Below are 18,173 nucleotides of genomic sequence, written 5' to 3' on the forward strand. Positions count from 1 at the left end.
CCCCGGTTCGGGGGCGACGTTACGCGATCGGGAGGCCGCTCGGGGACCCGTGTGGACAGAGTTTGCTTAACCGGTTCATATGCCGCCGCGGCGCTTCAGGTAGGCGTACAGCCCGCCGCCCGACACCACGATGTCGGTGGCCGGACGGCCGTTCCGATGGGGCCATGTCACCCGGCTCACTATGCCCGCGCGTGGAATACCGGGAGACCCGGCGCGCTTACCTGGACCGTGGACTGGATCGATCAGCTGCTGACGAGTTTCTACACGGCCAAGTGGCAGGTGACCGCCGACCAGGCGATCTACTGGCGGGAGATCGTCGGCAACGCCTTCGGGCTCGGCTCGGCGCTCTTCGGGCTGCGCCGTAACGCGTGGGCGTGGCCGGTAGGGATCATCGGCAATCTCCTGCTCCTCACCGTCTTCCTGGGTCAGGCGCTCGGCAACGACCAGGGCACCCCGCTCTACGGCCAGGCCGCCCGGCAGGTGTTCTTCCTGGCCACCAGCGTCTACGGCTGGTGGGCGTGGCAGCGCAACCGGCGCCGTGACAACGGCACCGCGGTGGTCCCGCACTGGGCGACCGCACGCCAGCGGGCGATCCTCATCCCGCTGGCGCTGGCCTCGGTGGCGCTCTTCTTCTTCGTCTTCCGCGAGGTCGGGGCCGGTTTCCCGGTGCCCTGGTGGTACTACCTCGCCGACTCGTGGATCTTCGTCGGGTCGATGCTCGCCACCTACGCGATGGCGCGCGGCTGGGTCGAGTTCTGGCTGTTCTGGATCGCCGTGGACCTGGTCGGTGTGCCCGAGCTGCTGCACTTCGGCTACTACCCGTCGGCGATCCTCTACGCCGTCTACGCCGCGTTCGTCATCTGGGGATTCGTGGTCTGGCTGCGGATCTCCCGCGCCGCGTCCGCCGCGCCGTCCGGGCCGACACCTGCTCTGGCCTGACACCACAATCGATGGACCGGCCTCCCCGAAAGGGCGTGACAGCGCAGTGCCGTCACGCCCTTTCGGCATACCCCGGCGATGGTCCGACCGGCCCCGCTCCCGGAAAGATCGGTTCCGCCACCACGTACCTCGAGTAGCGCCCCGCACTCCCCGGCCCGGCGGCCCCCTCGCCGCCGGGCCGGGGTTTCCGTGGTCAGGGGCAGACCAGGTCCGCGACGGCTTCCGCCGCTCGGGGGTACGCGGTGAGCAGCCCCGCCACCGCCACCCCGTCCCCACCGGACCCCGCCGGGAGACCGGTCTCCACCGGCGTCCAGTCGCCCTCGCAGCCGAACAGCGCCACCACCGCGTCCGGCACCATCCGGTTCGCCCTCAGCAACACCGCCACCGGATCGGCCGGGCCGGCCGGCCCCGCCGACGGCCGCCGGCGGGGCGGGGCCTTCCAGGGTGGCGTCCACGCGTCCAGGGCGGCGAGACCGCCCGGGAACGTGCGGCCGGCCTCCCTGGTCAGCACCGGCACCAGCTCCGCCGCCTGCTGCCGCAACGTGGTGATCAGGTTGGGCAGCCAGGGCAGCAGCACCGGATCGGGCAGCCGGCCGAACGCCTTGGACAGCGTCTCCACCACGAACGGCGCCAGCCTCGGCACCGGTTCGAGGGCCTGCACGAAGCCGCTCACGTACTGCGGGAAGGCGGGCACCACCAGCGGATTGCCGAGCAGCTCGTCGACCCGGACCCGCAGGTCGGCCAGCGGAAGCGCGCCGAGCTGGTGTCGCGCCGCCCAGAGCAGAGCGATCTTGGCCGGTGACTCGGGATGCGACTGCCGGACCGCGATCTCCAGCTGGGTGCGGTCACAGCCCAGCGACAGCGCCAGGCTCTCCATCCCGAACAGGAACCCGAGCATCGCCCCGACCTGCCGCACCCCGGTCTCCTCCTCGACGAAGGCGGTCGGCAGCAGGGTGCAGTAGTGCGCGTACCCCTCGGTGACGAACCGCTCGCACCAGGCCGGCAGCACCGGCGTGGTGGCGCGGTAGTGCGCGAGCAGCCGCCGGATCCGCCGCAGCACGTCCGGCGCGTCGTCGACGGTGCGCTCGGCCGCCAGCAGCTCGATCGCCCGGGCGCCCAGCTCGTCGGTGAGGCGCGGGCTCTCCAGGAACAGCAGGCTGTTCTCGACCGCTTTCAGCGCGGTGGCGGCGGTGGCTTTCGGATCCCAGGCGTCCCGGCGCAACCGCTGCTCGAGGACCTGCTCGACGGTGACGCCCTCGTAGCCGAGTTCGATGACGGCCCGCTGGTTGCGGCCCAGATCGAGGTCCCAGCTCTCCTGGATGTGCTTCTCGCCGAGCCGCCGGCTGCCCATGATCGGGCGGACCGCCTGGTCGGGCAGCAGATATCGCAGCATCCACAGCAGCTGTGAGCAGGCCGCCAGCTCGGGCCGGGCGGCCAGGTCGAGCAGCGCCCGCTGGATGCTGCGCTGCTCCAGGTTGAGGCCGAGCGGGCCGAGCCGGTCGTAGACGTCACGGGCCAGCGGGGGCAGAGCGTCGTATCCCACCTGGCCGATCCGGTCGCCGCCGAGCAGGATCTCGCAGAGCCGGCGCACGTCGCGGCGGCCCGGCACGCTGTCCTTCTCGATGCAGGTGACCGCGGCGTCCTGGAAGTCGTACGGCGTCGGCCGCACCCGCCCGCGCATCCCGGCGAGCAGGATCGACGTCTCGAAGACCGCGATCGCGTCGGCGGTGCTGGCGAGGTAGCCGTTGCGGCGGGCGAGCCGGACGATGTCGACGCACCAGCCGCGCAGCTCCTCCTCGTCCAGCCCGTCGAGCGCGGGCGGCCCGGCCAGGTAGCCGGAGAGGTGGTCGGTCACCGGCCCGGACGCGGCCGCCGGCGCCGGGAGCGTCTTCTTCCTGCCGCCGCCCTTCTGGCCGTCCAGCCGGAACGGGGTGAGCCGCAGCCTGCCGAGCTGCTTGCGCCAGTTCGCAGCCGCGATCGACACCGAGCCGGGCGCCAGCCCGAACTGTGCCTCGATCGCCGAGTGGCTGGACGGGATCAGTCCGTACAGCCAGGTCGTGCCGGTCCTCGGGGTGATCGCGAAGTCCGGTGTCCCGGGGGCGGAGCCGGCCTCCGGAACCCGGCTTGCCGCGTGGAAGGCACCGCAGATGTACAGACAGTCGGCCGGGTCGGCGCCGGAGGTCGCCAGGTGCTCCCGGATCCGGGTCCACATGTAGCGTTCCCGGTCCTCGTCCCCGGCGTACCGCCGGGTGTCGTGCGGGGCCAGCCGCCGGAACAGGCTGCCGATCAGGACCATCACCTGCCGGTACGTCTCGTGGTCGGCGCCGGCGAGCGGCTGCTCGACGTACTGCTCCCACCACTCGGACCAGTGCCGCACCCGGCCGTGGTGCAGCAGGTGCTCCTCCAACTCGGCGAACCGCGGCCGCAGGTCGCCGATCTCGACGCCGACCGCGTCGCCGTGCAGGTCCTCCTCCGGCTCGGGTGTCCCGGCCGGCGACGACACGTCCGGCTGCCACTGGAAGACGTGGTCGGTGGACCGGTCGACCAGGACCAGCTCCACGCCGGGGGTCTCCAGCGCGTACGCGATCGCCTGGTACTCCGCGGAGGCCTCGGTGATCGGCGCGATCACCGAGAGCGGGGCCGACTCCTTGGGGAAGCCGTCCAGCTGGGAGGCGAAGGCCTGCAGCGCCACCGGCAGCCGGCAGTTACGCAGCTCGGTCAGCAACGGCTGGAGATCCTCGCAGAGCTCCAGGTAGATCACCGTGGGCTGTTTCTCCCGCAGCCGCCGCAGCATGGCCAGCGCGGAGGCGGGCGAGTGGTGACAGACCGGGAAGATCTCCAGCGGCTCCCGCAGGGCGTGGTCGACGTCGTCGACGATCCCGGCGAGGATCTCCGGCAGTGCGGCCGGACCGCCGGCGAGCGACTCGGCCGCACCGAGCAGCTGCTCGCGCAGCGCGTCGAAGGGCCTGGTCACGACAGGGTCGCAATCGCCTGGCGGCCGCCCTCCAGGAACCCGGTCCACTCGCCGCTCTGCTCCTTGCTCCGCGGCTCGACCACGCCGTGCCAGTACTTGTTGAGGATGGCCAGGTCCTCCGGACTGCGCCGGGCGAGTGAGCCGACCAGCGAACTCGCCAGGGTCTCCGCGGTCAGCTCGCGGGCGCCGAAGAAGTTGCTGTGCAGGATCGCGTCCTCCAGGACGCCGATCTGCTCGGCGGTGGACAGCGCCGACTCCAGCCGCTCGTCGTCGCTGCCCGCTCCGGCCGCGGCGGCACGCAGGTCGGCGAAGCTCTGCAACAGCACGTCGAGCAGGGTGGGCGGCACCTCCAGCTCGATGTTGTGCCGGCGCAACAGCTCCTCGGTGCGGAACCGGACGATCTCCGCCTCGCTCTTACGGTTGGTCACCACCGGGATGCGGACGAAGTTGAACCGCCGCTTGAGCGCCGAGGACAGATCGTTGACACCCCGGTCCCGGCTGTTGGCGGTGGCGATGATGCTGAATCCCGGCTTGGCGAAGACGATGTTGTCGTCGTCCAGCTCGGGGATCGACACGTACTTCTCGGAGAGGATGGAGATCAGCGCGTCCTGCACGTCGCTGGTGGACCGGGTCAGCTCCTCGAACCGCCCGATCACCCCGCCCTCCATGGCCGTCATGATCGGCGACGGGATCATCGAGGCACGGGACTGTCCCTTGGCGATGACCATCGAGACGTTCCACGAGTACTTGATGTGGTCCTCGGTGGTACCGGCGGTGCCCTGCACGACGAGGGTGGAGTTGCGGCTGATCGCGGCGGCGAGCAGCTCGGCCAGCCAGCTCTTGCCGGTGCCCGGGTCACCGATCAGCAGGAGGCCGCGGTCCGAGGCGAGGGTGACGATGGCCCGCTCGACGAAGCTGCGGTCGCCGAACCACTTCTGGCTGATCTCCCGGTCCAGGCCGTCGGCGCGCTCGGAGCCGAGGATGAACAGACGGACCATCTTGGGGCTGAGCCGCCACGAGAACGGTTTCGGGCCGTCGTCGACCGACTCCAGCCAGTCCAGCTCCTCGGCGTACTTGACCTCGGCGGGGGCGCGCAGCATGTCACTCATCAGGGGTTCTCCTAAGGTCAGACGAGGAAGTTCTTGAGCTCGGTGACGAGCTTCTTGATGTGGCCGGACAGGACCGGGGTGCCCTGGTCCTTGAAGCGCTGGCGGAACCACGGGTTGACGCTCTGGTGGCCGCCGCTGCTGACCGAGCCGACCGGGATGAACTTGACCCCGGCACGGTGAATGGCCTGCATGCCGTCCCAGACGGCCTGCTCCCGCCACTCGTAGAAGTCGGAGATCCAGACGACCACGGTGTTGCGCGGGTCGGTGATCTTGGGGCGGGCCAGGTCGAGCGCGACAGTGCCGTCGGTGCCGCCGCCGAGATGGGTGTGCAGCAGCACCTCGAACGGGTCGTGCACCCACGGGGTCAGGTCGAGGGCACGGGTGTCGTACGCCACCAGGTGCACGTCGACCTTGGGCAGGCCGGCGAAGATCGAGGCGAGGATGGTGCAGTTGACCATCGCGTCGACCATCGACCCGGACTGGTCCACCACCACGATCAGCCGGGCCGGCTCGATCCGTTTCGCGGTCTGCCGGTAATAGAGCCGGTCGACGTAGAGCCGCTCGTCCTCGGGGCTCCAGTTCGGCAGGTTCTTCCAGATCGTGCGGTCCAGGTCGAGGTTCCGGAAGACGCGTTTCGGGGGCACGGACCGGTCGATCGTGCCGGTGCCGGCCTGGGCCACCTGGGTCCGCAGCACCTCGGCCACCTCGTCGACGAAACGGCGGATCAGCGCCTTGGCGTTGGCCAGGGCGACGCCGTCCAGGTTGTCCTTGTCGCGCAGCAGTTGCTCGATCAGCGACATGCTCGGGGTGAGCTGCTTGGCCAGCCGGTTGTCGGCGAGCACCTCGCGCAGCCGCATCCGGCTCACCAGGTCGCCCTCGATGCCGGCCAGGACGCCGCCGAGACCGGCGGAGTCGCTGCCCGCCGCGCGGCCGCGGAGCTGGCCGGGCCGGCAGCCCATCGACCGCTCGAACCAGCCCGCGTCGGACTGCCAGCGCTGCAACTGCTCGGCGGTCACGTTTCCGGAGCCGGTGGCGAAGACGTTGAGCAGCAGTTTCGACACCAGGGCCGCGCGCCGGACCTCGCCCTCCCGGTCGCCGGTGGCGGTCGAGTCCTCCGCCATCAGGCCGTCGAACTCGGCCTCCAGCTGTGGGAACCGCTGCACCACGGTGTCCACCGACACGGCGGGGTCGAGCAGAGCCGCCGGAAGGCCGAGGTCACCGACGATCGCGACGCTCGCCGACTCCAGGGTGGCCTGCTCCTCGGGGTCGAACAGGCGGGCCAGGAGCCGCCAGTAGAGAACCTGGCGGCGGCTCTCCGCACCGCCCGCGGCCGGCTCGGAGGCGGCCGGATCGACAGTGGCGCTCATTTCCGCAGCAGCCTTCCCGCGCGCTCGCGCAGCACCTCGACGGCGGTCCCGGCGGCGGCCTCGGCCTTGGCGGCCTTGGCCTCGGTGGGGCCGAGCGCCCAGTCGGCGGTGTGCACGACGACCGGCTTCTTGCGCACCGTGGCCTGCACGGCGAGCGGCTGCACGACCCATCCGCCGTCCCAGCGCAGCAGGCCGAGGCAGGCGGTGGAGGCGGCGATCAGGGCCGGGGTCAGCGGCCCGGCGGCGGGCAGCCGGTCATGGTCGACGGCGAGCGTCACGCCGCCCAGGTCGATGGTGTCGGCACCGGCCGTGTAGCCCTCCAGCAGCACCGGCTCGGCGATGGCGGCCGGATGCCGGTCGAGCGGCGAAGCGGACGCGGCGGTCACCGCGCCGAGCCGGACCCGGGCCGTCGCGAACGGGTCGGCCGGCTCGCCGGCCACCGCACACGACTCGTCCCACAGCAGGTCTCCGGCGGGGGTGAGCGGCATGCCGGCGATCTCCACCCCGCGGTGCCCGGCCAGCGCCGTGAGGAACACCGGGTAGGCGGACAGCATCCGCCAGGCGGACGGGCCGCTGATCGTGTCCACCTTGGCCGCGGCGACACTGGCGCGGACCAGCCGCACCTGCCCGTCCGGCGACTCCAGCAGACCGTGCGCCTGCGCCCGGAAGGCGGTGGGGTGCTCGTGCAGGTCGACGCCGAGCGGCAGGAACCGGCCGTCGGCCGGGACGGCCGTGGGAGCGGGGAAGCCGTCGTGGGCGAGCAGGATCGCCCGCGCCCAGAGGTCGGCCCAGCGGCGCACCGGGATCCGGTCGAGGCCGGCGACCGGCGCGGCGCTGCGCAGCTCGGCGGCGAACCCGTCGAGCAGCACGGCGAGACGGCGGCCGCCCGGGGCGGCGAGCAGCGCCTGGACCGCCTGGGCGGCGCCGCCGGCGAGCTCGTGGTCGACACCGCGCCAGCCGGCGATGGCCAGCTCCCGCAGCCAGGACCGGGCGCCGGCCGGCAGATGCCCCGCGGCCGGCGTGGTGGGCCCGGTGGCCGGGGCGGGCCACGGCTCACGGGTGCGGCCGAGCGCCTCGTCGAGGACGTCGAGGAGGGCGTCGTGCACGGCGCCGGTCAGGGCGGCCCGGGCCCCGGCCAGCACGGCCAGATGGTCGTCGGTCACCGTCCCCGCGATGATCTTGCCGATCGAGTCGGTGACCCGCCCGGCGAGCGGTGACCCGGTGAAGGCGGCGGCGAACGACTCCAGCGCGGCGGCGCGCTCCTCGTCGATCCGGGCCAGGCCGTGCACCAGGGCGTCGTCGAGGCCGTCGATCAGGGTGAACGCCTCGTCGAGGCCGGCCGGAGCGGCGCGCAGCGCGTCGGCGAGCATCAGCTCACCGCCCCGGCGGCCGGGAACCAGTGCAGGTCGGGCAGCGGCTCGGTGGTGGACGGGACCTCCAGATAGGCCAGGTGGCGCAGGAAGCCGGCGAACACCTCGGCCGCCCGGTTGGGCGCCGTGGTGGTGTGCAGGCCGGACCAGAGATCGTCCGAGCCGTCCGGAACCGTCACCTTGAGATAGCGGGCGACACGGTCCAGCCCGTACTGCGCGACGGCGGCGTCGGCCAGGGCGCGCAGATGGTTGCAGGCGCGTGTGCCGCCGGAGAGGCCGCCGCAAGGCCGGTTGTTGTTGGTGTTGCAGCTCAGGCCGTGGTCACCGGCGGTGATCGACGAGACGTAGACCCGCTCGACGTCCGACCCGCTCGACACCACGCCCTGCAGCCGGCCCTCGGCCAGCTCCACGAACGGCACCTTCGCCAGTTTCCGCGGCCGCACGGGTGCGATGACGGGCGCTGCGCTGCGCCGCTCGTAGGCGGCGCTCCCGCTTGTCACAACAGACCTCCTTCGAACCAGGTGTGCGAAGTTCTATCCCAGGGGTACGACAAAACCGCGTCGATCGAGCTCAGCGGCATCGGCGAGGCACGGGACGCGCCCCGGGGAAGGGGACACCGGAACGGCTGGAGGCGCCGGGCCGTGTCAGCGGTGACCGGGTCGCTGACGGGCCCGGATGACGAGTGCCGCGATGTCGTCGTGATCGGTCGCGGCCAGCCAGTCGCCGATGCGCTGATCGATGCGTTCCGCCACCAGCGCGGCCGGCATGTCGGCGTACTCCGCCAGCAGTGCGGCAAGCCGATCCGTCCCGAACGTCCTGCCGTGCGGGCCGCCCTCGGCATCGATCAGCCCATCGGTGTAGAGCACGCAGAAGTCTCCCGGAGCGAGCCAGACCGCCGCCTCGGCGAACGTCGCCGGGCTCGCCACCCCGAGCATCATGCCGCCGAGACGGATCGCCTTCACCGTGCCGGTCCGCCTCACCATCAGTGGTGGCGGATGACCGCCCCCGGCCAGTCGCACCAGGGCGCCGCCGTGGGCGCTCGGCTGGACGACTCCGAGGATCAGCGTGGCGAACTGCGTCGCCTCCGTGGCGTCGGGATCGAAAGTCGCGTCGTTCAGCAGGTTCAGGATGTCCCGAGGCTGCCCGGTGATCCGGCACAGAACCCGCAGGGACTGCCGCAGCCGGTTCCCCGCCACCGCCGCCTCGATGCCCTTGCCGCAGACGTCGCCCAGGGCGTAGAACGCGCCGCCGCTCGTCAGCGGCTCGACGTGAACCATGTCGCCGCCGATGCGGAGGGCCTCGCGAGCCGGCCGGTACACGGCCGCCAGCTCGATGCCGTCGACCTCCGGCAACGGAGCGGGCAGCAACGCCGCGCGAAGGGTGTCGGCGACCTGCACCTGATCGTGGTAGAGCAGAGCCGCTGTCACCGCGCGGCCGGTGGCGGCGCCGAACTCCACCGCGAGCGACCGGTCGGTCTCGGTGAATTCCGGCTGGCCGGCGTCGCGCAGCAACGCCAGCACACCCTGGCACTGGTAGGAGCACGTCAGCCGTACGGCCATCCCATGACCCTCGTGTTCCCCGCCGTCGGGCAGGCGCCGTCGTCCCCGCGGGACCGGATGCACCCGGACACTCTCCGCCCGGGAGAGGATCGTCCGTATCCAGTCGGGCAGATCGGCCACGGCGCCGTCGTCGTCTCGATCCGATCCCGATGCGGCCACCGACGGGTCGCCGTCCTGTTCCGCGCCACTCGCCATCCACCACCGCGCCCGCTGCAGGTCGAAGGCGAGCACCAGGACCGCCGTCCGGGCCAGCGAGGGTACGGCCAGGCAGACGGCGGCAACGGCGTTGCGGTGCAGGTTGAGCGAGCGGCCGAGCCCTCGATAGGCCTCGAGGAGCAGGTCCCGCCCGGGCCGGTGCGCGATCACGCCGGCCGCGAGCGGGCTCGTCGCGAGCTCGTGACGGCCGCTCACGACGGTCGGCCCGATCCTCAGCCGTCGGTGGACACGGCGAAGGTGAGCCGCACCGTCGTACCGCCCGGCCCGGTGCGGATGTCGACCCGCTCGCATATCTGGCGCGCCATCCACAGGCCCTGCGAACCGATCCGCCCGGGACGCGGCGGCGGGCGGTCGCCGAGGTGGCGTCGCGGGATGCCGCGGCCGGTGTCTCTGATCTCGAGGTGGAGGCGGTCGGCCAGGCGATTGACCGTGATGCGGCCGGAGCCCCCACCGTGCAGGACCGCATTGGCCATGATCTCCGAAGCCGCGAGCACCAGCTTGTACCGGTCCTGCTCCGACATGCCACAGCTGACGGCGTAGCCGGACAGTTGTGCCCGGACCTTCGCGATGCTGTCGAGGTCGAACCGCTCGTCGAGGATCTCCACCGAACCCGGGCCGCGGCCGTCCGCACCGTCGAGCGCGACGGGAGCCCCGTCATCGATGATCGCCGGAGCGGCGTCGGCCGGCGGCTGCAGTCCGAGCAGCAGGGTGAGACCCGCCAGGTACAGATGCCTCATCACCTCGGGCCGAGCTCCGAGCAGGCGGAAACCCTTGCCGGTACGACGCGCGCGCCGGCGCACGAGCAGCAGCAGCGCTATCCCCGACGAGTCCATCGACGTGACCTCGCTCAGGTCGATCACGACTTCCGAACTCGGCTCGGCTTTCAGCGCCGGATCGAGTTGCGCCAGGATGTCGTCCTGCCGTACCAGGATCACCGACCCGGCGAGGATCAGTCGAACGGTGCCCTGGGCGGTGACCTCGACACGCACGGCGTACGCCATGAGAAGTCCTTCGATTCGTCCCTCGTCCAGATTCCAGCATCGCTCGCCGGGACGATCCCCCGCAACGCCGACATCACGATCGGGGGTCACCCGGCGCTCTCGGCGCCGATCTGGTCCCAGCCCTCCTGAGGGGTGGCGCAGGTGCCGCGGAAGACGTACTGCGACGGCAGCTTGCGCTGGGAACTCGTCCAGTCGATGGGTGGCCGCCGCTGCTTCTCGGGCAGGTAGCCCAGGCGGTAGACGGCCATCAGCTCGAGATCGTCGGGCACCTCGAGCAGGCGGACGATCTCGTCCCAGCGCCCCGGAACCTCCATCGGGAAGGAGATGAACTGGATGCCCATGCCGAGCTCGACGGTGGTGAGCCAGACGTTCTCCATCGCCGCGCCCATGCTGAACACCGAGTAGAACGACGACAACTCCCCGGGCCGGTACTCGGATCGGTCCAGCATCACGCCGAGCAGCAGCGGCGAGCCGGCCACCAGTTTGCGGTTCTCCTCGCCGAGGGTCTGCGGCACCCGCATGGCGTTCATCAGCTTCTGGCCGCGGGAGGTGAACACCTGGCTGGTGAACGGGCGCAACGGTGCGGGCAGGCGGTCGAACAGCATCCCGTCGCGGCGGCGTTCCATCTCGTCCTTGCTGAACCGGAAGTACGGCTTGTAGCGCTCGAAGAAGGTGCCGTTGGACATCGCCTCGGTCATGCTCTCGCCGCTGATCCGCGCGATGGTCTCGATCGTCTCCCGGTCCTCCACGATCACGAACCGCCACGGCTGGCTGTTCAGCTGCGACGGGGCGCGTCCCGCGACCTCCATCAGCAGGCGCTGGTGTTCCTCGGAGACCGGGTCGGGCAGGAACGCGCCGTTGGTGGTCCGCCGGCGGCGCACCACATCGAGAAAGTCCATCAGCGATTCCTCCAGGCGAGAACAAGGGCGATGGCGTACGCGGGAGCGGCCGCCCCGGCGACGGCGGCATGCCGGCGCAGTCTCCCGCCGGCATAGGGCAGCGCGAGGAGCGGGCCGGCCGCCGGCAACAGCGCCAGGCCGGCGGTACGGCGCTCGACGGCGCCGGCGACGAGGGCGGTCGCGGTCAGCGAGGAGGTCACCACGTACAGGGCGTGGTGGACCCAGCGGATGCGCCGGTTGTCGATCGCTCCGGTGGCGACGGCGGCGCCGAAGGCGGCGTTGCACAGGTAGCTCACGGCCGCGGCGGTGATCAAGCGCGGGGCTGTCGGCGTACGTTCGCTCATCGGTGCGCTGCCGTGTGGGTGAGCAGCAGGCGCTGCGGGAACATCGACGTGACCTGCCACCCTGGCGGGACGACCGCTTGCAGCTCCGGGCGCCGGTAACTGCGGCGGATGGAGAGCAGCCCGTCCTGATGGATGAACGAGCGGCGCGCGAACGGCCACGTGGTCACGGCGTAGAAGCCGTAGCCGGCACGACCGCGCGACAGGTCGTTGTGGACGACGAGCCGGCGCGCCAGCGCCCGGCTGTCGGCCAGCAGGGCGGCGAGCCCGTCCGGCTCCAGGTGGTGCAGGAGATGGTTGGAGATCACCAGGTCGTACCGGTCGCCGCGGGCCACCAGGTCCGCACTCGACGCCTGCTCGAACCGGACGCCGGCTGCCGGCAACCGGCGTACGTGTTCGAGTGCTCTCCCGTCGGGATCGATGGCCGTCGTGTGCAGTATCAGCCGGTCCCGCGCCGCCCATCGGGTGAGGGCACGCGAGATGTCCCCGCCACCGAAGCCGACGTCCAGCAACGTCGTGGGCCGGTCCGTGTCCAGGTGGGGCCGGATCCATTGCCGGTAGAGGCGTCGCCAGCCCGAGAAGAGCCGGTTGACGGTACGGAACTGCCGGTAGGTGCGCTCCAGCCGGTCGGGGTCGCAGTCCGGGTCGTCCATGAGCTCCCGTGACACGGTGTCGCGCCAGGTCAGGCCCGCACGGAAGCGTGTCGTACCGGTGCTGCTCATGTCGTCGGCCCTGTTCCTTCGCCACCCGAGGATCGATCTCCGGGGATGCCATACCCCCGATGATCAGAGCGCTAACAGAGCAGATACCGGATGCCTGCGGGACGGCCAGGCCCTCCGGCGAGCGGTGGCGCAACCGGCGAGACCGGTCAGCCGAGCAGGCCGTCGGTCACGACGGCGGCGACTGCGGGGGCGCCGTGGTCGGCCTCGGCGCACCACCTCCGGCACGCAGCGGACCAGCGTGGCGGTGCGGACCTCGTCGGAGCGCACGTCGTCGCCGATGCTCAGGTGCACCCGCGGCGAGGGCAGGCCGGCGACGATCCGCTCCAGCGTCTCGCGCAGATCGGGGGCTCGTTCGCGGGCGCCGGTGACGACGACGGCCGCCCGGGACCGGTCACCGAGGCCGGCAGCCGCCATGGCGACGGCCGTGTTGCCGGCGGCAAAGGTTTGCCTGGCCAAGCGGCGGTGGGTGGCCGAGCACACCCTGAGCCGGCTGATGCAGCACCGCCGCCTGGTCCGCGACTACCTCATCGAGGAGACCACCCCATCCTGGCGAGACACCTGAAACGGCATGACTCACCGATCACGGGAGACAGACGCCCCTGATTCAGGGAACCCAGATACTCCGCACAGAGGAGCTGTTGAGAGTCGGCGTGCCGCCCGGCTGGAGTTGGTTCGGTCCACCCAGGCAATCGTCGTTCATGAACAGCGCGGCGCTCGTCAGATTGGTGTTGTACGCGGAGTGGGCGCGGTTGGCCCAGCCGTGCTCCACCAGGCTGATACAAGCGCCGGAGCCGGCCGGCCACGAACTGAGGGTGAGCCGGGCGCCGGTGTAGTTGGCGCCCTCGAACAGGCAGACCGTTTTGGTGAAGGAACAGTCAGGAGCGGCGGCCCGGGCGGCATCGGCCGCGGCCGGAGTCACCGCGCCGAGCACGACTGTCGCCGTGAGCACGGTGCCGAGCAAGACGGACCGGCCCAGGGACATGGCTGTCTTGGCACGCATGTGTACCTCCTTGTTTCGCAGAGTTGGAATGGATTTCGCAGAGTGACGTGATCTCCGTAAGGAACGGCATGTGATTCGGTGACGTTCGCCGACAAGCCACCGAGTTTCACGGCCGGCATACTCGTTCCCGCCGTCGGGCCTCAGAAGGCACGGGCAACGGGCAACGGAGAGGGCGGATCAGTCCCTGGGGATCGGCCGGCCGAAATTCTCGAGGGTGATGGCGGCGGGTTCAGGCCCACCGCGCTTGCCGGTCTCCAGACCGTCGATCGCCGCCAGTTGCTCGGCGGTCAGTTCGAAGTCGAACACGTCGATGTTCGCCGCGATCCGGTCCGGCTTCGTACTCTTCGGGATCGCGGAGCGGCCCTGCTGCAGGTGCCAGCGGAGCATCACCTGCGCCGCGCTCTTGCCATGCGCCTTCGCGATCTCGCCGATAACCGGGTCCAGCAGGGTGTTGGCGTGCCCACTGTCGCGGTAGAAGGTGATGCCGCCGATCGGCGACCACGCTTGGGAGAGGATGCCGTGCCGCGCGTTGAAGGTCTGCACCTCGCGCTGGGCGAAGTACGGGTGGACCTCTATCTGGTTGACCGCGGGCACCACGGTCGCGGAGTTCAGCAGAGCGATCAGGTGGTCGACCATGAAGTTGCTGACGCCGATCGCCCGAACCCTGCCGTCGGCCAGCAGCGTCTCCAGAGCGCGGTAGGCCTCCAGGGTCTTGCCGAAATCCGACGGAAGCGCCTGGTGCAGGATCAACAGGTCGATCTGGTCGACGCCGAGCTTGCCGGCGCTCTTCTCGAAGCCGTGCAGCGTCTGGTCGTACCCATAGTCACTGATCCAGATCTTGGTCTCCAGGAACACCTCGGAGCGGTCGACGCCGGACTCGGCGACCGCCTCGCCGACCTGGCGTTCGTTGCCGTAGATGGCGGCGGTGTCGATGTGCCGGTAACCCGCCGACAGCGCCGCCTCGACCGCGGAGCGGGTCTCGGCCGGCGGCGTCTGGAAGACACCCACGCCAAGAACGGGCATGTGCACGCCGTTGTTGAGCTTCAGGTTCGGGATGGTGGACATCGGGACGTTTCCTCTCAGTTGGCGGGGAGCAGGCCGAGGGCGGCCTTTCGGAGCCGCCCACCGCCTATGGGATCCCCGCGCCTCGGGCCCTCACCGGACCTGCCGCAGTGGGCGTGGCACTCACGGTGGGGTCCACGCGACGGCTGCTACTCACCGCTCCCACCCACAGTCCGCAACGGCCGGGCGCTGCTACGACCGCGGCACCAGGATGTCCGTGCGCACGATGGAGTCGAGGTCGGCCAGACTCGCCACACCTTCCAGGGCGGCTGCCTGGTGGCCCATCTTCAGCACACTCTCGAGACCTCGCTCGATCGCGCTCATCGCCGCACGGACGGCCACATTGGCGGCCACGTAGACATCAAAACCGGCTGCCGACACGGTTTCGAACGTCACCGGCGGGGCGGCGGTCGGAATGATGACCAGTTTGACATCCGCCGTCGCGGCCTTGCGCGCCACCTCGAGCGCGTCCTCCACATCCCTGCGGAAGTGGACCACAACGTACTCGCATCCGGTGCTCGCATACCGATGAACTCGCTCCACCGTCTCATCGATGCTCAAACCTTCGATGAGCGCCTCGGTACGCGCCATCATGATCCCCCCGTGGCGCTGGGCGACCTCGACCAGCCGGTGCAGCCGCTGGGTCATGTCGTCGATGGTTGCCAGATCGCGCCGGGTGCCCGTCCACAGACTGTTGCGCTTGGCGCCGACCGAGTCCTCCATGCACAGAGCGCGGCTGCCGGCAACGAAGAACCGGTCGGCCAAGTCGGCGAGGTCGGAACCCTGCAGGCCGTAGCCGTTCTCGAAGTCGACGTGGATCGGCGTGTCGGTGACCCGCCCGATCTCCTCGATCGCCGTGATGACCGTCGCCGGCTGGAGAAAGCCCGCGTCGGGCAGGCCGAGCCGCCCGGTGGACAGGCCGAGGCTGCTCAGCCACAAGCCGTCGTACCCCAGGCGTTGCGCCTGAAGCGCGGTGAGTGAGTCGTAGATGCCTGCCCAGACCTCGATCGACGCCCGGCCAACGGCGGCGTCGATGGCGCGGGAAGCACATGCTCCGGTTTCGGGTTCGTGGTCCGCGTCCGATGGAATGCGCACAGGTCACCCTCGACAATCGAGAATCGTTGTTGTGAAGGACAACGGCGGTGTGCCATCCGTCCAGTGCCGTATCCACCGACGTCGGCCGGGGCGTTGCCGGCGTCCGTCTCTGGTGCAGCCACCTCGCCGACCCGGCAGATGTGGTGGACGAATGCGCTGGCCACTCGCTGTTGGCAGAAGACTACGGTTCCCGGAGAGCCGTGGACACGTCCCGGAAAGGCGCGACACCGGCATCTCGAGGGGCCGTGACGCCGTCCACCGGACTACGCCGAGGCACGCAGTCGATGCTGCAGCTGGTCCGCGAACTCCGCCCAGGAATCGGCGCAGCCCCGCGCCACCTCAGCCACGATGTACGCACTGTGCGGGGGGATCGCGTCGATGACCTGCTCCCACCCATCGGGCGCCCTGGCGTGGGTGAACAGCCACCGCAGCAGGGCGCGCCCGGAGTCGGCGAAGCGCAGCGACGGGTCACGGTTCAGGCTGTGCAGCATGCTCTCCCAGTCGTGCCCCCTGCCGGTGGCGGCACGGTCGCCGCCTGTCCCGGGCCGGACCTCGGTGACCGGTTCCCGCACCGCCCGCGCGTCCCGCCGCTCGACCGGCGCCAGAGATGCGGTCGCTCTGCTCCGGCCGTCGCGCAAGCGCTGGGGCAGCGGGTCCTCACCGCGCCGCAGCCGCTCGCGTACGTCCCTCGCCGTCGCCGGAGAGATGCCGGCCTCCCGGGCTATCTCGCGCAGCGACGCCTCCGGTCGCCGGGCGATCACTTCGGAGGCCAGGCGCCGGCCGTCGCCACCGTCGAGCGGACGGACGCGGCCGTCGCGGCCGACCCGCAGCGGCGCCAGCAGGCCAGCATCACCGGCGCGCCGGCGGATCACCCCGACAGTGCGCGCGGACAGCCCCGTGATGTCGGCGATGGCACGGTCGGAACACTGGGGCCGGCGGCTGATGAGCCGTGTCGCCGCGGCCTCGCGCTCGGCGAAGGTCAGCGGAAGCCCGTGCGCGCGGTTGGCCTTGACCGCTACGACGAAGGCCTCCTCGTCGCTACCGTCGAAGAAGCGGGCCTCGATCGTGTCGGCGCCCCGCAGCCGCGCGGCCCGGACCCGATGCATGCCGTCGATGACCCGCATACTGCCGCGGTGCACCAGGATCGGCGGCAGGGCGGTGCCCGACTCGGCCAGCAACCGTACGTGTGCGGGGTCCTGGCCGGAGAGCCTCGGTGACCCGCTCATCCTCAACGAGTTCAACGAGAGCCGCACCGAGCCGTCCATCAGTACCCCCGTATGTACAGATATCACCGGCAGCGATCCCGCCGGCGAGCAGATACGGCTTCAGGGTCCACTGGTCCCGGACGAGGTTGCACGTCGCCGGTTTCCGCGACGGTGCCGGTATTCCGGCCCGTGCTCGCCGCGCTGTCGCGGCCGGTGTCACCCGATCTCGGGACGTGCTCGGCCGGAGACTGATGGAACAGGCTGCGGAGACGCACGAGCGCCGGCCGACCGACGTTCCCGCGCCAGGAAGGGAAGGGAGAACGGGTGCCACCCGATTCACTGCCCGACGGGATAACCAGCGAGCAGGTTGCCATGCTCGTCGAGAAGCTGCGCCGGATCCCGGACGCGGCCCGGCAGTTCATCGTCACCCCGGACGAGACGTGGCAACTCTTCCGTCTGGCGCCGGCGTTGCTGGCGGAACTACGCCACCATGGCCTGCCGACCCGAGGCACCGGAGAGTCCCTCCGCTACGACCTGACCGACCTCCGCAACGTTGCGATGCGCATGGGCGGCTCCGCCCGGGCGGCACGCCGCTTCTGGGCCGCGGGAATGAACCGTCGCAGCGACGAAGGATCCGCGTCCTACGAGATCCAGTACAAGGTGGGCTGCCCGTCCCCGGGCCACAGCGGCGACTGCCGCTATGCGTTCCTGCTGCCCGACCAGCAGATCCTGCAGCGGGAGGTCTCCGCCGGCGATCCGGCCCCGGCGCCTGCCACACGGGTCGTCCTGCGACCGGACTGGCCGGCACTGCCGGACGACGCTCGGGAGTTGATGGACTCCCTGTCGGACATCGAGTTCATGCGCCTGCCTGCCTCGTTGCGTGAGGACACGGACTTCATCCGGCAGGTCCGACTGGGCGACTGCCTCGGCACCACGCGATACCTCGTCGCCGAAGGCCGCCGACGGGGTCTGCCCATCCGGTCACGCTACGGCGTCATGGTCGTCCTTCCCTACTCCAACCGCCACAACTGGGCCGAGATCTCGGTCGACGGCCGCTGGGTACCGATCGACCCCGTGATGCTCCGGTGGATGATCGAGTGGGGTGTGGTGGAATCACCGGCCTGGGACGCGTACCGGTCACCGGGAGCCATCCTCGTCGGCATCACCGAGACCAAGGTGCCCCTCGCGACCCACAACGGTGACGAGATCGTCCTGGGGCTGGCCACCCGTCGGATCCGTGAGTCCCCGGAGGCGAGCGGTACTACCGCCGCCACAGGACCGGATGGCCACTGAGGCCGGCCGAGGGAGCCGTCC

17 protein-coding genes are annotated in these 18,173 nt (G+C 70.9%); 2 read left to right on the top strand and 15 right to left on the bottom strand.

Going from position 1 to position 18,173, the window contains the following annotated elements; translation table 11 throughout:
* Positions 1 to 228: 228 nt before the first annotated feature.
* Positions 229 to 939 (top strand): nicotinamide riboside transporter PnuC, encoded by a 711-nt coding sequence (gene pnuC, locus Aut01nite_RS08870; protein WP_043533844.1) that lies wholly within the window; start codon positions 229 to 231, stop codon positions 937 to 939.
* A gap of 193 nt (positions 940 to 1,132) precedes the next feature.
* Here pnuC and Aut01nite_RS08875 read toward each other — a convergent pair whose 3' ends face one another.
* The 15 genes from Aut01nite_RS08875 to Aut01nite_RS08945 all read right to left on the bottom strand — a co-directional run bounded on the left by Aut01nite_RS08875 (position 1,133) and on the right by Aut01nite_RS08945 (position 16,880).
* Positions 1,133 to 3,913 carry a DUF5682 family protein gene (locus tag Aut01nite_RS08875; RefSeq protein WP_204037477.1) on the bottom strand — a complete coding sequence of 927 codons (2,781 nt, stop codon included), beginning with the start codon at positions 3,911 to 3,913 and terminating at the stop codon, positions 1,133 to 1,135.
* A complete protein-coding gene (locus Aut01nite_RS08880) occupies positions 3,910 to 5,022 on the bottom strand; it encodes an ATP-binding protein (protein WP_043533845.1) in 1,113 nt (370 codons plus the stop codon). Before Aut01nite_RS08880 ends, Aut01nite_RS08875 begins: the two co-directional genes overlap by 4 nt.
* Before the next feature lie 17 nt (positions 5,023 to 5,039).
* Positions 5,040 to 6,389: a VWA domain-containing protein gene (locus Aut01nite_RS08885; RefSeq protein ID WP_043533846.1), complete on the bottom strand. Its 1,350-nt coding sequence runs from the start codon at positions 6,387 to 6,389 to the stop codon at positions 5,040 to 5,042.
* Entirely contained in the window at positions 6,386 to 7,759 is a 1,374-nt protein-coding gene (locus Aut01nite_RS08890) for a hypothetical protein (protein WP_043533847.1), read from the bottom strand. The genes Aut01nite_RS08885 and Aut01nite_RS08890 overlap by 4 nt, the downstream gene beginning before the upstream one ends.
* Complete coding sequence (locus Aut01nite_RS08895) at positions 7,759 to 8,259, bottom strand: hypothetical protein (RefSeq protein ID WP_043533848.1); 501 nt, start codon at positions 8,257 to 8,259, stop codon at positions 7,759 to 7,761. The genes Aut01nite_RS08890 and Aut01nite_RS08895 overlap by 1 nt, the downstream gene beginning before the upstream one ends.
* 144 nt (positions 8,260 to 8,403) lie before the next feature.
* Positions 8,404 to 9,729 carry a PP2C family protein-serine/threonine phosphatase gene (locus Aut01nite_RS08900; RefSeq protein ID WP_052164687.1) on the bottom strand — a complete coding sequence of 442 codons (1,326 nt, stop codon included), beginning with the start codon at positions 9,727 to 9,729 and terminating at the stop codon, positions 8,404 to 8,406.
* Positions 9,730 to 9,746: 17 nt separating this feature from the next.
* Positions 9,747 to 10,535, bottom strand: coding sequence for an ATP-binding protein (locus Aut01nite_RS08905; protein WP_052164688.1), 789 nt, complete (start codon positions 10,533 to 10,535; stop codon positions 9,747 to 9,749).
* Between the two features lie 86 nt (positions 10,536 to 10,621).
* Positions 10,622 to 11,434: a nitroreductase family protein gene (locus Aut01nite_RS08910; protein WP_043533849.1), complete on the bottom strand. Its 813-nt coding sequence runs from the start codon at positions 11,432 to 11,434 to the stop codon at positions 10,622 to 10,624.
* Complete coding sequence (locus Aut01nite_RS08915; RefSeq protein ID WP_043533850.1) at positions 11,434 to 11,778, bottom strand: hypothetical protein; 345 nt, start codon at positions 11,776 to 11,778, stop codon at positions 11,434 to 11,436. Before Aut01nite_RS08915 ends, Aut01nite_RS08910 begins: the two co-directional genes overlap by 1 nt.
* Complete coding sequence (locus tag Aut01nite_RS08920; RefSeq protein WP_052164689.1) at positions 11,775 to 12,497, bottom strand: class I SAM-dependent methyltransferase; 723 nt, start codon at positions 12,495 to 12,497, stop codon at positions 11,775 to 11,777. Before Aut01nite_RS08920 ends, Aut01nite_RS08915 begins: the two co-directional genes overlap by 4 nt.
* Before the next feature lie 63 nt (positions 12,498 to 12,560).
* Positions 12,561 to 12,953, bottom strand: a complete 393-nt coding sequence (locus Aut01nite_RS08925) for a hypothetical protein (RefSeq protein WP_152629162.1) — start codon at positions 12,951 to 12,953, stop codon at positions 12,561 to 12,563.
* Between the two features lie 148 nt (positions 12,954 to 13,101).
* Positions 13,102 to 13,497 (bottom strand): peptidase inhibitor family I36 protein, encoded by a 396-nt coding sequence (locus Aut01nite_RS08930; RefSeq protein ID WP_084000246.1) that lies wholly within the window; start codon positions 13,495 to 13,497, stop codon positions 13,102 to 13,104.
* Positions 13,498 to 13,674: 177 nt separating this feature from the next.
* Positions 13,675 to 14,562 carry an aldo/keto reductase gene (locus Aut01nite_RS08935; RefSeq protein ID WP_043533852.1) on the bottom strand — a complete coding sequence of 296 codons (888 nt, stop codon included), beginning with the start codon at positions 14,560 to 14,562 and terminating at the stop codon, positions 13,675 to 13,677.
* Positions 14,563 to 14,751: 189 nt separating this feature from the next.
* Positions 14,752 to 15,654 carry an isocitrate lyase/PEP mutase family protein gene (locus Aut01nite_RS08940; protein ID WP_043533853.1) on the bottom strand — a complete coding sequence of 301 codons (903 nt, stop codon included), beginning with the start codon at positions 15,652 to 15,654 and terminating at the stop codon, positions 14,752 to 14,754.
* A gap of 263 nt (positions 15,655 to 15,917) precedes the next feature.
* Positions 15,918 to 16,880, bottom strand: coding sequence for a ParB/RepB/Spo0J family partition protein (locus Aut01nite_RS08945; RefSeq protein WP_204037479.1), 963 nt, complete (start codon positions 16,878 to 16,880; stop codon positions 15,918 to 15,920).
* Between the two features lie 303 nt (positions 16,881 to 17,183).
* Here Aut01nite_RS08945 and Aut01nite_RS08950 point away from each other — a divergent pair, with 303 nt between their 5' ends.
* The gene (locus tag Aut01nite_RS08950; protein ID WP_152629163.1) at positions 17,184 to 18,152 is read left to right on the top strand and encodes a transglutaminase-like domain-containing protein; all 969 of its coding nucleotides are present in this window, start codon (positions 17,184 to 17,186) and stop codon (positions 18,150 to 18,152) included.
* Positions 18,153 to 18,173: the final 21 nt, after the last annotated feature.

This window comes from Actinoplanes utahensis, from assembly GCF_016862455.1.
GTDB classification, from domain to species: domain Bacteria; phylum Actinomycetota; class Actinomycetes; order Mycobacteriales; family Micromonosporaceae; genus Actinoplanes; species Actinoplanes utahensis.

What these genes read in the sequence shown, in the direction of transcription:
- Aut01nite_RS08880 (WP_043533845.1), bottom strand. Translation starts at nt 5,022, where the DNA reads ATGAGTGACATGCTGCGCGCCCCCGCCGAGGTCAAGTACGCCGAGGAG.
- Aut01nite_RS08885 (WP_043533846.1), bottom strand. Translation starts at nt 6,389, where the DNA reads ATGAGCGCCACTGTCGATCCGGCCGCCTCCGAGCCGGCCGCGGGCGGT.
- Aut01nite_RS08890 (WP_043533847.1), bottom strand. Translation starts at nt 7,759, where the DNA reads ATGCTCGCCGACGCGCTGCGCGCCGCTCCGGCCGGCCTCGACGAGGCG.
- Aut01nite_RS08905 (WP_052164688.1), bottom strand. Translation starts at nt 10,535, where the DNA reads ATGGCGTACGCCGTGCGTGTCGAGGTCACCGCCCAGGGCACCGTTCGA.
- Aut01nite_RS08910 (WP_043533849.1), bottom strand. Translation starts at nt 11,434, where the DNA reads ATGGACTTTCTCGATGTGGTGCGCCGCCGGCGGACCACCAACGGCGCG.
- Aut01nite_RS08915 (WP_043533850.1), bottom strand. Translation starts at nt 11,778, where the DNA reads ATGAGCGAACGTACGCCGACAGCCCCGCGCTTGATCACCGCCGCGGCC.
- Aut01nite_RS08920 (WP_052164689.1), bottom strand. Translation starts at nt 12,497, where the DNA reads ATGAGCAGCACCGGTACGACACGCTTCCGTGCGGGCCTGACCTGGCGC.
- Aut01nite_RS08930 (WP_084000246.1), bottom strand. Translation starts at nt 13,497, where the DNA reads ATGCGTGCCAAGACAGCCATGTCCCTGGGCCGGTCCGTCTTGCTCGGC.
- Aut01nite_RS08935 (WP_043533852.1), bottom strand. Translation starts at nt 14,562, where the DNA reads ATGTCCACCATCCCGAACCTGAAGCTCAACAACGGCGTGCACATGCCC.
- Aut01nite_RS08945 (WP_204037479.1), bottom strand. Translation starts at nt 16,880, where the DNA reads ATGAGCGGGTCACCGAGGCTCTCCGGCCAGGACCCCGCACACGTACGG.